Source organism: Thiothrix fructosivorans (genome assembly GCF_017349355.1).
GTDB classification, from domain to species: domain Bacteria; phylum Pseudomonadota; class Gammaproteobacteria; order Thiotrichales; family Thiotrichaceae; genus Thiothrix; species Thiothrix fructosivorans.
Genome location: NZ_JAFMPM010000008.1, coordinates 1309562 through 1323015, shown reverse-complemented (window position 1 = coordinate 1323015; position 13454 = coordinate 1309562). Strand labels below are relative to the sequence as shown.

Genomic DNA, 13454 nt, shown 5'->3' with positions numbered 1-13454 from the left:
TTAGCGTTTCCTCCACGGATTCGGTGTCAAGGTGTAGAGCATCAACAGCACCACGAACGAAAACACCAGCATCCCGCCAGAGAGCCAATGCGCCTGTGCGTATTCGCCCGTTTCAACATGGTTGAAAATTTGCATGGAAATCACTTGGGTTTTGCCGGGAATATTGCCGCCGACCATTAACACCACGCCGAATTCACCGATGGTGTGCGCAAATCCCAAAATCGCAGCGGTCAAAAAACCGGAGCGTGCCAGCGGCACAACCACACTGAAAAATGTATCCAGCGGACTGGCGCGTAAGGTAGCAGCCACTTCCAGCGGACGTGAGCCAATCGCTTCAAACGCATTCTGCAACGGTTGCACCACGAACGGCAGCGAATAGATCACTGAAGCCACCACCAACCCGCCGAAGGTGAACGGCAGCGTCCCCAGCCCCAGCGCCTTAGTGACTTGCCCAACCGCGCCGTGCGGCCCCATCAGCACCAGCAGGTAAAAACCCAGCACCGCTGGCGGTAATACCAGCGGCAGAGCGACCACCGCGCCAATAATGCCTTTCCAGCGTGAACGGGCGTGCGCCAGCCACCACGCGATAGGCGTACCCAGCAACAGCAGGATGACTGTCACCAGACTCGCCAGTTGCAGGGTTAGCAGGATTGCACCGAAATCTTCGTCATTTAGCATCAGTCTTTGCCCAGTCTGGCAGGTCGTAGCCGTAGTCTTTGATCACAGCCAAAGCTGCATCACTGCGCAGATAATCCAGCAACGCTTTGGCGGCGGCACTGCTATCGCCGGTTTTGAGCAGGATAACATCCTGATACAAGGGGCTGTATAAATCTTGGGGAATCATCCAGCTCGAACCTGTCGTTTCCTTGATAACTTGCGACAGCGCAACAAAGCCCAGTTCGGCATTACCGCTGGCGACAAACTCCTTGGTCTGACCAATGCTCTCACCTTGCACCATTTTCGGTTTCAGGGTATCCAGCACCCCCATTTTCTCCATCACTTGCATGGCTGCCTTGCCATAGGGAGCAACCTTGGGATCAGCGATGGCGATGTGTTCAAAATCGCGGTTGGTTTTCAGGATAAGCCCCTTGTCATCCACAAATTGTGGTTTGGCGGACCATAACACCAGCTTGCCAATGGCGTAAGTGTAACGTGTGCCGAGAACAGCGAGCGCTTCCTTCTCCAGCTTGATCGGGCTTTTCTGGTCAGCAGAAACGAGAATCTGGAAAGGCGCACCGTTCTTGATTTGTTCAACAAATTTGCCGGTCGCACCAAAAGACAATACGGCTTTGTTGCCAGTGGCTTTCTCAAAATCGGCGGCAATCTTTTCCATCGGTTTAGTGAAGTTAGCGGCAACGGCGACGGGTACATCTTCCGCCCAAGCGGTGGCTACGCTGAACGACAAAGTGATAGCCAAACCAAGGGTTTTAAACAGTTTCATGGAGGATTCCTTTTACAACGTTGCTAGGTATCAAACGGAAACGATGAGGCAAAAGTCATGCCACTAAAAAATATGAATATTTTTCAAAAAAAATGCGTCATGCTTTGTCGTATTGCTAACAATTCCAATCAGCCTGTCGAATTTGCTTTATTATATTGTTGTAGTGCATAACCACTGCTACGCAGAAACGACAAAAGCCCTTACAGATTGCTGCCTGTAAGGGCTTTTGGGTCATCATGATACAACATGAATCAATGAATTGGGACGATACCAACTTAAAAGCCATCATAAACAGTTGTTCTTTAACAATTTTACTAAACAAAAATAATCACCATATAGCCAAATATACGGACACTTAACCAATAATAGCACCAGATTACCCGCTCCTTCCATCCCTGCCCCTTGGTTGTGCCAGCCGTAGCAATTGCTACTGCTACAGTTGCTACACTTGCTACACTTCGCCGCCATTAATCGGTAAGTGCTTGATTTTACGTTGCTACGCCCTACCCTTTGGTTGTGCCAGCCGTAGCAATTGCTACTGCTACAGTTGCTACACTTGCTACACTTCGCAGTCATGAATCAGTAAGTGCTTGATTTTACGTTGCTACGCCCTACCCTTTGGTTGTGCCAGCCGTAGCAATTGCTACTGCTACAGTTGCTACACTTGCTACACTTCGGAAAACAGGCACAAAAAAACCGGGTTTCCCCGGCTCGTTGTGTGGTGTTGGGTTCTGCTGCCCTAGCGTGTGGGCTGCTTTGCCCTACGTTCTGTCTCTTGGCGGGTTAATCCGCCGTCATGCTCCATAATTGCCGCCCGTTCTGCCAGTGCTTCGAGGTCGGGTTGTGGTGGGGTATCCCATGCCAACCAGTCACGCAAACGCTTGACACCTTGCGGGGGTGGCTGGGTGGCAGGTCTATTGGTGGGGGTATTCCATGCCAGTGAATCACGCAGTGCCATAGCCTACCCTCCCAACAATGCGGGGTTAACTTCGATGAACTCTTTTCGACCTTCGGTCATGATGCGGATACGGCTTAACCCTTCCAATTCTTCTAACGCCTTGTCTAGCTCTTGGCTATTGCGTAGGCGATTGGGGGCAAGTTGGCGCGTTTCACGCTTGCCTACGTGGTCGGTGTGATTGTTACGGCAATACTGGATTAGCCAACTGTCCAGCTTAATGGCGTTGGAAAGGTCAGTGGGTACGGCTATTTCACTGAAAAATCGCCGCGCTTCGTACAAGTGCCATGCGGCTAACTGGGTAGCGGCTTCCATCGTTGCGCCGTTGATCGTGTCTAACGCGTCGCCATCGTTGAACAGGTGGAACAATCCCGCAATCCGCGCCGCGTTGTCGGCTGACTTGCTGGCAATGTCGCGATAATGTTCCATGTCCCCGCCTGCTTTCAGTTCGCTTTCCACACCGTTGTAATAATTCAACCATGCCTGCTGTGCAGCGGGTGATAGTTGCAAGGTGGGCAGGTTTTCCAGTGTGCCGCCTTGGGCGTTGGTGTACTGGCGTTCCAACACATCATGCAATTTTGCATAGAACAGGTTTAGGGATTTCTTGGGGTGTTGGGTGGTGATTTCATCCAGCGTCAAAAAGCGCCCACCTTGCGTTGATTCGGGGTATGCCAGCAGGAAACGCGCCGCAAACCCTGAGCCTCTGGCTATATCGCCGTTGGTTTCGTAAAAGTTTTGGATAATGCTGGGTTGCACGGCTAGCCCTGCCGATAAGCGCACATTGCGCACATTGAAGCTGCCACCGTCACCGCGTCGCTTGATCGACAGTGAACCGCCTTCCCACAGCTTATTCAGCACGGCTAAATTTTTAGTGATGTTGTCGGCTTTCATGCCATGCCCACCAAACACCACGCCTGCTTCATCCGACAAGATACCCGCGCTAGCCCATTTGTGGGCGAGGTCGAACGCGATGGATTCAGGGGTGGAATCTTCAAACACCATATCGGGGGTGTGTAGTGCTTTGGGTTGGGTGGCTTCTGCCAGTTCCATACGCTCTTGGAGTTCGCGGGTATTTTCACCCTTGCGTCCTGCTTGGATAATGGCTTGCTTGATGCCTTCCACTTCGGCTTTCCAGACTGTTACCGCCGCCCGACTTTTTATCAGGTTGGGTTCAATGTCTTGTTGTTTGCGGAACGCCCACGTATCCAGCACGTCGGAGAAGTGTTTATCCGCCGTGGTTTTGCGTTCGCCGGATGTGCCGATGGATAACAGGTACAGGCTTAATGGTGAAGGTTTTAGGCTGATATGCGCTTGCACATTGGCGATGCCCTGCCCTGCGACTGCCAACACGGATAAGGCAGAGTTTGCCGCCAGTGCCGGGGGGCATTTGACGATTTCCACCACTTCACGCACAGCGGCCCCAACAATGCCGGGTAATGCGTGAATGGGGTATTTTGCGCTATCGCTGCCGGATGGGGTAATGGGTTCGGGGTTTTCCCATCCGCAGCTAACAGGCTTTTCGGTACGCACGAAGCTGCTCACGACTGCCAAGGTGGGTTTGTGGGTGTTGTGGGGGGTTGCGGTAGTCATGGGGTAATGTCCTTCTCGGTGTTGCTGGTGAGCAATACCGTCAAATCGTTAAAATCGGAGAGGTTCAGCGGCGCATTGTCGGGGAATTCTGGCACGATCAAGCCCACATTCGGCAAAGTGGCAACCACTTCCCGCGCTTTGGTTAAGCCGATCATATAGCCCGTGCTGGTGTGGTCGCGGTCATTGTCCGCGCAAAGGGTCAGGGGAACATGGGGGAAACGCTCCCGGTATGCGGTGGCAACAGGTAGCAGGTTTCCCGCATCAAAGGCAGACAGTACGGGCAGGCCGTAGACTTCATGCAGGCTGGCAGCGGTGGCGTAACCTTCGCAAATGTAAACGCCGTGTGGATGGGTCAGGTTTTCCCCAACTAGGCAGAAATGCCCGTGTTTAGCTGTGCCTTTGGGAAAGTGTTTTTTTCCGTCAGGGTCAATGGTTTGGATGCCGCATAGCAGGCCGTCAAGATCACATAGGGGAATCAGCAACCAGTGGCCTTTTTGGCGGATGCCGTGCGCCCCTACCCGCTTGCGCATCAAGTACGGGTGTTGCGGGTCAGCGGGTTGGCTGGATTGCCACAGCGCCACGGCTTGGCGTTGGGCTTGCTCTGCTTTCGCGGCTTGCTCTGCTGCTGTCTTGGCACGTTCGGCGGCTATCAGTTTGCGGAGTTGCACCCACTCTGCATCAGAAAGGCGTTGTGAGCCGCTGGCACTGTGCCACGTTTGCTTGATGCCAGAACGCCAGCAACCAAACGCGCCCACGGCATAATCACCGTGCAAGTGCAGGACGTACCAGCCGGAAACGTCGCCTTTTTTGCTGTTGCTGGCAAAGCGTTCCATTTTGCCGGATAGCTTGATAACGCTAGGGGCATAGCCGATATTGTCTAGCACCGCTTGGCGGAAATTGGCGATAATATCACCTGTGCTTAATGGCAGTTTTTCGGCTTTTGGATTATAATCAGTGTTCAAATCGTTGATTCTCGAATTGCCTCTGGTGCTGGTAACACTAGGGGCTTTTCTTTGTGTGCTTTCCATAAACTACCCTCTTGCCTGATAAATCCATGCGTCAATGTCTGATTCTAACCAACGGCGGGTGCTGCTGCCGTATAACGTGCCATCAGGAAACGTTCCGGCTTTACGCCAGCGGTTAATGGTGCTTCTGCTGTATCCGGTTTTCATGACAATTTCGTGCATATCAATCAGGCGTACACCGATAGGCATGTCGGGTTTTTTCTGCTGTAACTTTTGTTTCCATTCTTTGAAGTCGAATGTTTGAAAAGTGGCGGGGTTAATCATGTTAATAGCTCCAATGAGATTTAAAGGTGGGCAGGGAGTTTTAATACCTCCCTGCCCTGTTGGGTTATGCCGCTAACAAATATTTAGGTTGGCGGTTGTTGGGTTGATATTTTGGGTTTGCTGTCAGTACGCCATCACGCGCCGCCCGATCTTGCCAGTTCAACCAAATGCGCCCCATTTCCTGCACAGACAAAACTGTTTTGTCGCCGTGCGTGAAAGTTGCCTGACTGATAAAGCGTTTTGAATCACGCGCCCCTGACGTAATCGCCTTGGCAGATACCTGTTTTACCCACTCTGGGTACAGGTCTGATTCTGCCTGTTTTGCCGCTGCTGTCAGTTCTGGCATGGTCTGTTCTGGCTGTGCGTGCACAGTCGTTACAGGCTGTTCATGCTGTTCTGGCTGTGCCTCTGTGCGGGTCTGTTCTGGCTGTGCGTGCACAGTCGTTACAGCCTGTTCTACCAGCTTGCCCGCGATGCGCTCAAGGATCACATCAGAGAGCGGGGCAGGGTTCGGCATGGCTGCAAACGTGTCGAATACAGCCGCCTGAATCGCGTCTGGTGAGGTTGCGCCCGATTGCTTCACATTGGCTTGGATGTGCTTCACGGTTTCCTCTACGGACAAACGCGGGGTCAAATACGCCAATGTATTTTCACCGGAAAGGGTAGGGGTTTTATCGGTACGCGGGATTAAGTCATAGTCCTCTGCTGTTTTACCTTCGCCCACTGGAAATTGAATTTTCTGAGGGTAGTTTTTACGGTTTTCAGCATTTAACGCGTCGTCCAGCTTTGCGCCGATCTTGCCACCAATACGCCCCGCGTCAGCTAATACCTGCTTATTGGCATAATCGGCACGGGCATATTCACGGGCGATAACGTAGGGTGAGGCTTTTAAACCCGCTTCGACTTTTGCAGCATATTCGCCTACGGTTTGTTTGGCGGAATTGGCAAATGCTGCCAACGGTGCTTTAGCTTCTTTTTCATCAGCCCATCTTTTAAAGTCGTATGAGCTAGATTTAAGATCACGCGCCGCCATTGCCTCAGCTTCGCGCCGTTCCTTCATTTCATCATCGGCTGGCAACCCCAACCCCTTTGAGTCTTTGCGGTTAATCCGTGCCAGACTGTTGGCATAAGCAAACAGTGCCATGATGTGCTGACATTCAAAGATGAAGATCAGCACGCCGATAACCATTAACATGCCGGAATTGTTGTCTGTGCCAGTGGCTTTACCAATCGCCTGAAACATCGGCTTATCAAAGTGCTCACGGATCTTCAGCATTCCATCCACTTTGTTATCCACGCTTTGTTGTGCGGCTGTGGTGGCTAGCTGATTACTCATGGTCATGCTTTCCCGTACCGCGTCAACACGCGCCTTAGCACCTGCACAATGCTTTTCTTTGCCTTGCGCTAGGCGTTGCTCACATTGCGCCAGCTTCATTTGAGCACTGGCGAAACTGTCGGTTAGGTTGGCACTGCCCAACAAGGATACGTCTGTTCCCTGAATGCTTTTCATCATGGTGGATTGTTCCGCCGCCGTGTTGGCAATGTGCTGCTGATTGTTGGTCGTGCTGAACATTTCAAACAGGATGCCGCTGGATAGGAACAAGCCCATAGCCGCGTATTGGGTTGGCTTCAGTTTCCAGCCTTCGGAGCGGTGCAGGGCGATGTCTTCGTAAACGGCTTCCTTGCTGGATGCGAGAAAGAACGCCAGCACGAAGCTGATGATGGAAAACACCGAAAGGGCGATGAACTCATTGCTGTTTTGAGTCACGAAGGACGCAACTCCCCACACGTCGGAAACGTACAGCATGAACACTGCCACCATATACAGCCCGAAGGTGGCTACTTTCGCCCACTGCATCAGGCGATAGTTTTTCATGGCACGGTGTTGGTCGGTTGGCAATTTGCCGTTGTTGTTTGGAAGATTGAATTTCATACGTTACCCCTTAAAAACTATTCGCTAAAACAAACATGCCGATAGATGCCAACATGACGTGCAAGCCGCTGGTGTTGCTCACCACGCACGCCATGAAGAACACTCCGATAAGAAGTTGCCCAATAAAGGCAATTGCCGAATAGCCAAAGTAGGCGATATACGCGCTGTAGATATACCCAACGTAGAGGATACCCACGGCATTCATGCCGATAGCCACGCGGATGAATGCCTTATTCCAGTCCACGCGGTCGAGTAGGGCGTTCGTTTCCGTTTTCCAGTGTGATAGGGAAGCCGCGCTGTTGCTGCGTAGCGCTGCCAATTCTGCATTCTCAGCGGGTGAAAGTAGTGGGTTGCTCATGATTGCACCCCTTCGATACGTGATATTTCCATCCTAAAGCCGTGATTCCACCATCCGCTCTCAAACGCTTCAGTTCTGTAAGGATTGCGTTGATTTTTTCCGGTTTTTGCATAAACTCTTGCCGCTGCTGCACCCTGTTCTGCGGTGAGGATCTCCGTTACCGTTGGCAGGCAAGCGGTAGGGATGCGGATAACGCTCGTTGATTCGCCAGCTTTGCGGCCTGCGTTGGCGCGTGTGCCACCTTTACGGGCGAATAGCTCGATTTGGTTTAGTTTGGGGGCTTTCATTGTGAAGCCCCCTCTGACTTGATGCCGTAGGCCGCGTTTACGGCTTTGAAGGCGTCAACCGCACCTTCGGGAAAGTTGGCTTTGCGTTTTTCCAGCCACTCTTTTTCCTTACGTGCTTGTTCCGCTTGTGCTTCTGCTTGGAACTTGGCTTCTGCTGCTTCCAGCATTTTTTCCAGCTTTTCGCATTGCGCCGCAAGGTCGTAATGCAGGTTTTTCAGCACCAGCTCGATATGGGCGGTTTCTAGGTCTTCGCTGCGTGAGTTTTGGTATTCCAATGCATCAAGGGAAACGCCGATTACAGCCGAATAGCCATATACGCGGCGGTGAATCTCTAACAGTTGGTTGTGTTCTTGCTTGTTCATGCTGCACCGCCTACGCGGGTAGTGGTGCGGATCGTGACGGCTTGTGGGTAGTGGTTGCCGTGCTGGATGGTTTGACCGGCAATTTCTACTTGCAAGCCTTGGTTGTGCAGGAAGTTCGCCAGATGTTCGCCGATGATGGCGCTATCCATGCCGGGTTTGATGCCTGTAACAGTAATCAGGATGTCTGATTCATAGGTCTTGTTTGTGCCGTTAGGCGTTGTGATAACATTAGCTTTCATTTGCTGAGTTCTCTTAACTTCGATCAGTAAATGGGCTGTTGTGGTGTTTCCAGCACCTTGCAGCCCGTAAGCGCCTCACCTGTAACAGGGTGGGGCGTTTTCGTTTATGGCTTACGCCGCTTTCTTTTCCGTTGCTTCCTTTGCCTCCTTCAAAATGCGGATAAGTTCCGCGTTCATGCTTCTATCGTTCTGCTTTGCCCGATGTGTCAGCCATTGGTGAACATCACCCGGCATTCTCACTTGTGTACGTTTTTCGGTTTCCGTGTCTGTCATTGTCACTACCTAGTCACTATTTTGTCATTCAAGTTGTCACTATAGCAGTGACAAAAAAAGCAAGCAACTATTTTAGTGATACACTGGCACTAGGTACGCGGGAAGATGGAACAATGGGTAAACAAGACGATTTTTTCAGAACACAAATACGCATCCCCTCAGATGTGTATGAAGCAATCAAGTTATCAGCAGAGGAAAGCGGTAGAAGCGTGAATGCAGAAATGGTGCATTTGATGTCCGCCGCCCTTGGCATGAAAGAACCCGTTCCCGATCTTGCAGAATCACGCATTCGGGAACTGATACGGGAAGAACTCACCAAAGCGGGTAAGTAGGGAGTTCTGTTTTTAGTAGGCAAAGCGTTGCTGTAGCCCATACAATGGACTCCTATTGATGATAAAAATTAAGCAATGAAGCCCGGATGGTTGCCCCTTCCGGGTTTTTTGTGTCTGAGGGATTTGTAACAGGTAAACGCTGGCTTGTGGGGTGTTCTGCCTTATTCTGAAACTATTCTGAATCTCCAGCACTAAACCAAAATGGGTAAGCGGTCAGAAAGTCTTTTTTAGTCCATGTGCGGTTACTATCGGCAAGAGTCGGGCCATCTTTATCACGTTTGCTGATGAATTCAGGAAGGTTCTCATGAGTGAGATATAGCCATAACTCATCACGTTCTGGGTTGCGTTTTTCTGGTGATTGCCTGAGCGCCATGTAAGCTGCTTTTAGCATTGGTGCTATTCCGCGTTCACGTTGGATTTTTTTCATCAGCCACGGAATGGGTAAGCCGTCGGGGGTGTTTTCAATATCTGGCTCTTGTAATTTGTTATTGCTGATTATTGGTAGTTCACTACTGGTTATTAATTCTTGTGGCTGGATGATTTGCAGGTTATTGGCATTGTCACTGCTAGTTGCAGGAATAATACCAAGGTGAGAATGAATGATTTCTCTAGCGCTTCCCGCTATTGGTTCTCTATCCCATGCGTGATTCTTTCGCCAGATTTCCCAGCTATCCATGAATTCAATCCCAATATCATCAGGTAAGCATTCTGTTGTGGCCTGCATCGTGAATAGATCATCAGGGGATGGCCTGAAAAATGCTGTATAGTCTTTCCTTAATAAACAGCTACACTTGAATTTTGAAAGCGGCATCGATTGCATCATCCAAGGAACTACCTTTTCCCAATGCCAGACGCACATACCGTTTCAAGGTTGCCCAACATTGTTCAATAGGATTGAAATCAGGGGAATAAGCGGGTAATTGAACGATGCGAATCCGGTATTGTTTAGCAATCGTCAGTAACTCACCGCCCAAATGAAAGCTGGCATTGTCCCAAATAAGCACATAAGGCTTGGGCGTCTCCGCCTCTTGCGGCAATGACTGCCCCAATGCCGTGAGCCATTGTTCAACCACCTCACGGTTAATGGTTCCCTGCACCACCCAAGGCATTTGCCAACGATGATCAGAAGCCAAAATCGCACTGATCCAATTGCGTTTTTCTCCATGACCGCCCGGACGTGGCATCTCACAGGGTTTGCCGCGCTCTGACCAGCCCCACGCGTAGCGGGCGGTGCTGGAAAGACCCGCCTCATCGGCATACAGCATGTGATCCAGCCCATATTCCTCTTCCAGTTCTTGGTGCAGCCATCGGTAAACCCAGCGTTCTAGCGGTTTGGCTTGTTGGTAACTGATGGTTTTTTTTTGTGACTCCAGCCAATCCGTTGTAACCATTTGTGCAAATTACTATAAGAAATGGGTGTGCCGTAATGGGCTTCAAAACGCGGAATCAGTTCCTCCAGCCGTTCGACTGGTGTCTCGCTTTTGACCCATTCACGAAAGGCATCTAAATCGGTCACTTTATGGCTATGTCCGCGAATACGATGAGGGCGCGGTGTTAAGCCGCCGGTTTCGACTCGTAAGGCAAGCCATTTATCCAAGGTACTGCGGGCAATCGAGAATGTTTGGCAAACCTTTGTTTTGTGACCTGTTTGCTCACAGGCATGGATAACACGTTCGCGTAAGTCGTGAGAGTAGGTTGTCATGGCAATAGCAAAAAAGTTGATCTTCAACCTATTGTAGCTGTTTTACGGGGAAAGACTATAGTGCTGAAAGTGTCTTGTAACCTAATCGGGGTGGGCGGGTCTTGAAAAGGCAAGGTAGCGGATTTGCAGGCTTTTATCAGGCAATCCCATATTTTCACTACGATGGAATGTCTCCATGAAAAACGATCTTCAAGGATCGCCGCCCGCAAACTATCAACGTGAATTTCGGCCTTGGCTTGGTGGCTAGTGTCAGCCCGTTTGAACATGGCTTGATTGTCGATTTCAGCGGGGTACTGATAAATTTTGATTTCATCCCGGTAAACCGCATCCAACAACTCATAAACCAGATGTCGCCGCTTATTGGCGTAATTGTGCCACATTGAGGGGTTATCTGTAGGCCACAAATCGCGGTAGGGGTAGCGCATCACGGCAATATTCCAGATGGATAACGGCTTGGTGATGGCGTTTTTGATGTCGTGCCACTCAGGGATAGCGATTGCATCAGGAATGGGACAAAGCGGGTTATCTAGGCGTTCGTCTTCAACCGCTTCCCTCATTAACTCATACAGCCGCGCATACAGAAAAATCAGCCGTGTTTGTGGCTGTTCCTCGTTTCCAGTTCCAGACATACATACACGCCCCTTTGTGCCGTGTTCCCTTGGTGAAAATCGTCTGGCAACCTGCAAAGGATTCAGGCTTTCGGGAGCTACCCTAGCCAGACAGACGAACGGCTAGTATAGGTCATGCGGGGGAACTGACAAGGCGAGAAAGGGGATTCTATTGTTAAAGATCACGCCCGCCCGTTACTGGGGGTTGTGGGGTTAACTGAGGACTTCACGCACCAGCAGCAAGCGCCACTCATGCGTTAGGTTCACAAGGAAATGACCAGAGGCAACACGCGCCCGCCGCTCTACCCGTGATCGGTGTTGATTTGCCCAATGCTTGGCATGATTGAACCGATCTTTAAATAGTTCACTTTGCATAATTATTTAATCAGTGAATTTAAAAAAGCGGCTCAAACACAGTTAAGCCGCAATACCCTCAAGGCTCGACGAAAAATTAATAAATACTTGATTCAGCACCAAACGTTAAATTAGAACGTAATGCGGCATATTTCTGTTTTAAATCATCAACTTTATAATAGCTAATGCCCACTTCATTATGCAGATAAGAAAACGCTTCGCCAATTTTCTTATCAATTTCATTCATTTTGTCGATTTCTTCTTTAGCTTCAAAATCTTCTTTTGATACCGCAACCAAAGATGAATAAGTGCCTTCCATCTTTTTGCGCAATTCGCGCAATTGTGCCAGCGTGTATTTTCTTTGCCCGTAATAATAGGTATTCATGGGTTACATCCTAGAAATAATGGTTTAACGGTTTGGTTGGTGAATACTGGTTTGTTTCAGTTTCTCAATATCAGACAATCGGTAATATCGCCGCCCACGCGGTTTGAACTGGCGATAAGACAAAGGCAAGCTGTAAAGACTTTTTCGGGATAATCCCAGCATATTTGCCGCCCGTGAATTGGTTACGGTGTATTCATCGTTCTGTTGTTCCTGCACTGTCCATTCCTCTGCATTGAATCAATTGTTCCTATAGTGCCAATGCCGCCCTAATGCCTTCTATGCGTGCTTGTCCAGCCGCTCCCCTTGCTGGACAACACCGCCTTTTCAATCCAGACGGGCTATACGAACCTAACGACCTTGTTAACCACATGGAAAAACCCAAAATGACTATGAAAAACGCACTTCAAGACTACCAACTGTCTGGCGATGCCGCCGCCGATGTGCAGGCGTTCCACAATGAAATGCTCAGAATCCGCCTTGCCACAATGGAAGCCGCAACCGTGCAACAACCTGGCGGGAAGATCGCAGGGAAAGAGCTGATGGTTTTGCATGGTTGGGAACGTCTCGATGAAAGTTCAGCGATGCCAATCACCCGCAAAGAAGTAACGGCTGAGCATGTGCGGATTGCTGAAAGCCTTGCTCATGATATTTCTGCCAAAATGGAGCAAACCGAAAACCAGCGCAATGAAGCAGTAAAAAAGCTCAAAGCCCTTACAGAACAGGAAAGCAAGATCACACAAGGCTACAAAGCACTTGTCTTGGCTGATGATGAAAAAGGTATCCAGAAAGCCGAGAAAGATGCAGTAACCATTGTTGGCGAAAGAAAGCGTTATGAAATCCGCCGTGATGGATACACCGATGCAACCAAGCGCCTTGAATTGGATTTCGACGCATACAACAAAATTGCTAAGGCGTGCCGTCGCTCATTGCTACGTCAGCAAGCCCTGATTGCCATTGACGAATACAAAACCGCTGTTGAAGCTTTTGCACCCGCGTATAACCGTGTCGCTGCATTCATGGATTTGTCAGGGCAGTTACTGTACCAAGATGATGGGTTCGGTATGTCGCCACTGGCTTACCTCAGAAAAGCCATGATTGAACAACCTAAGCCGTTTGAACGTGACCCGCTGTTTGATGACCTTAAACACGCCATCATGTCCGAAATCGAACAAGAGATAAGCCCTAGCTAACCCCGTTTTACTATCCTTCGTGACAGTCTGCCAAGTGCAGGCTGTCAGTCAAAGAAAAAACTCAAAAACGCGAAAACGCGCACTCACTCCCGCTCGCGCTAAAAATAACTGCCACGAAATTACGAACCGCTTTTTACGATGCAATGCGCCTGCATA

General features: G+C 50.1%; 20 protein-coding genes. 2 read left to right on the top strand and 18 right to left on the bottom strand.

The features are described 5' to 3' along the window. The 12 genes from modB to J1836_RS20530 form a co-directional block, all read right to left on the bottom strand. Entirely contained in the window at window positions 1-678 is a 678-nt protein-coding gene (gene modB / locus J1836_RS20585) for a molybdate ABC transporter permease subunit (protein ID WP_207253008.1), read from the bottom strand. Further along, complete coding sequence (gene modA / locus J1836_RS20580; RefSeq protein WP_207253007.1) at window positions 668-1441, bottom strand: molybdate ABC transporter substrate-binding protein; 774 nt, start codon at window positions 1439-1441, stop codon at window positions 668-670. Before modA ends, modB begins: the two co-directional genes overlap by 11 nt. Before the next feature lie 739 nt (window positions 1442-2180). Next, the gene (locus J1836_RS20575) at window positions 2181-2399 is read right to left on the bottom strand and encodes a hypothetical protein (protein ID WP_207253006.1); all 219 of its coding nucleotides are present in this window, start codon (window positions 2397-2399) and stop codon (window positions 2181-2183) included. A gap of 3 nt (window positions 2400-2402) precedes the next feature. Next, window positions 2403-3986 carry a YfjI family protein gene (locus J1836_RS20570; RefSeq protein WP_207253005.1) on the bottom strand — a complete coding sequence of 528 codons (1584 nt, stop codon included), beginning with the start codon at window positions 3984-3986 and terminating at the stop codon, window positions 2403-2405. After that, window positions 3983-4948: a toprim domain-containing protein gene (locus J1836_RS20565; RefSeq protein WP_207253004.1), complete on the bottom strand. Its 966-nt coding sequence runs from the start codon at window positions 4946-4948 to the stop codon at window positions 3983-3985. The genes J1836_RS20570 and J1836_RS20565 overlap by 4 nt, the downstream gene beginning before the upstream one ends. Window positions 4949-5017: 69 nt before the next feature. After that, window positions 5018-5275 carry a helix-turn-helix transcriptional regulator gene (locus J1836_RS20560; RefSeq protein ID WP_207253003.1) on the bottom strand — a complete coding sequence of 86 codons (258 nt, stop codon included), beginning with the start codon at window positions 5273-5275 and terminating at the stop codon, window positions 5018-5020. A gap of 64 nt (window positions 5276-5339) precedes the next feature. Next, window positions 5340-7208: a hypothetical protein gene (locus tag J1836_RS20555; RefSeq protein WP_207253002.1), complete on the bottom strand. Its 1869-nt coding sequence runs from the start codon at window positions 7206-7208 to the stop codon at window positions 5340-5342. A 10-nt stretch (window positions 7209-7218) separates the two neighbouring features. Next, the gene (locus J1836_RS20550) at window positions 7219-7566 is read right to left on the bottom strand and encodes a hypothetical protein (protein ID WP_207253001.1); all 348 of its coding nucleotides are present in this window, start codon (window positions 7564-7566) and stop codon (window positions 7219-7221) included. After that, window positions 7563-7853 carry a hypothetical protein gene (locus J1836_RS20545; RefSeq protein WP_207253000.1) on the bottom strand — a complete coding sequence of 97 codons (291 nt, stop codon included), beginning with the start codon at window positions 7851-7853 and terminating at the stop codon, window positions 7563-7565. Before J1836_RS20545 ends, J1836_RS20550 begins: the two co-directional genes overlap by 4 nt. Beyond that, the gene (locus J1836_RS20540; RefSeq protein ID WP_207252999.1) at window positions 7850-8215 is read right to left on the bottom strand and encodes a hypothetical protein; all 366 of its coding nucleotides are present in this window, start codon (window positions 8213-8215) and stop codon (window positions 7850-7852) included. Before J1836_RS20540 ends, J1836_RS20545 begins: the two co-directional genes overlap by 4 nt. Continuing rightward, window positions 8212-8454, bottom strand: coding sequence for a hypothetical protein (locus tag J1836_RS20535; RefSeq protein ID WP_207252998.1), 243 nt, complete (start codon window positions 8452-8454; stop codon window positions 8212-8214). The genes J1836_RS20540 and J1836_RS20535 overlap by 4 nt, the downstream gene beginning before the upstream one ends. 111 nt (window positions 8455-8565) lie before the next feature. After that, window positions 8566-8727, bottom strand: a complete 162-nt coding sequence (locus J1836_RS20530; RefSeq protein WP_207252997.1) for an Arc family DNA-binding protein — start codon at window positions 8725-8727, stop codon at window positions 8566-8568. A 113-nt stretch (window positions 8728-8840) separates the two neighbouring features. Here J1836_RS20530 and J1836_RS20525 point away from each other — a divergent pair, with 113 nt between their 5' ends. Next, window positions 8841-9059, top strand: coding sequence for an Arc family DNA-binding protein (locus J1836_RS20525; RefSeq protein WP_207252996.1), 219 nt, complete (start codon window positions 8841-8843; stop codon window positions 9057-9059). A gap of 172 nt (window positions 9060-9231) precedes the next feature. On the opposite strand, the gene J1836_RS20520 is transcribed toward J1836_RS20525, so the two are convergent. From J1836_RS20520 to J1836_RS20500, 6 genes are all read right to left on the bottom strand, one after another. Beyond that, window positions 9232-9882 (bottom strand): hypothetical protein, encoded by a 651-nt coding sequence (locus tag J1836_RS20520; protein WP_207252995.1) that lies wholly within the window; start codon window positions 9880-9882, stop codon window positions 9232-9234. Continuing rightward, window positions 9845-10450 carry a transposase gene (locus J1836_RS20515; RefSeq protein ID WP_242632939.1) on the bottom strand — a complete coding sequence of 202 codons (606 nt, stop codon included), beginning with the start codon at window positions 10448-10450 and terminating at the stop codon, window positions 9845-9847. Before J1836_RS20515 ends, J1836_RS20520 begins: the two co-directional genes overlap by 38 nt. Further along, window positions 10384-10761 carry a helix-turn-helix domain-containing protein gene (locus J1836_RS21665; RefSeq protein ID WP_242632938.1) on the bottom strand — a complete coding sequence of 126 codons (378 nt, stop codon included), beginning with the start codon at window positions 10759-10761 and terminating at the stop codon, window positions 10384-10386. The genes J1836_RS20515 and J1836_RS21665 overlap by 67 nt, the downstream gene beginning before the upstream one ends. A 23-nt stretch (window positions 10762-10784) precedes the next feature. Further along, window positions 10785-11390 carry a hypothetical protein gene (locus tag J1836_RS20510; protein WP_207252994.1) on the bottom strand — a complete coding sequence of 202 codons (606 nt, stop codon included), beginning with the start codon at window positions 11388-11390 and terminating at the stop codon, window positions 10785-10787. A 192-nt stretch (window positions 11391-11582) separates the two neighbouring features. After that, a complete protein-coding gene (locus J1836_RS20505) occupies window positions 11583-11744 on the bottom strand; it encodes a hypothetical protein (RefSeq protein WP_207252993.1) in 162 nt (53 codons plus the stop codon). Between the two features lie 76 nt (window positions 11745-11820). Next, window positions 11821-12108 carry a hypothetical protein gene (locus J1836_RS20500; RefSeq protein ID WP_207252992.1) on the bottom strand — a complete coding sequence of 96 codons (288 nt, stop codon included), beginning with the start codon at window positions 12106-12108 and terminating at the stop codon, window positions 11821-11823. 383 nt (window positions 12109-12491) lie between these two features. Between J1836_RS20500 and J1836_RS20495 the strand changes: the two genes are divergently transcribed. Then, window positions 12492-13298, top strand: coding sequence for a hypothetical protein (locus J1836_RS20495; RefSeq protein WP_207252991.1), 807 nt, complete (start codon window positions 12492-12494; stop codon window positions 13296-13298). Window positions 13299-13454 lie beyond the last annotated feature (156 nt).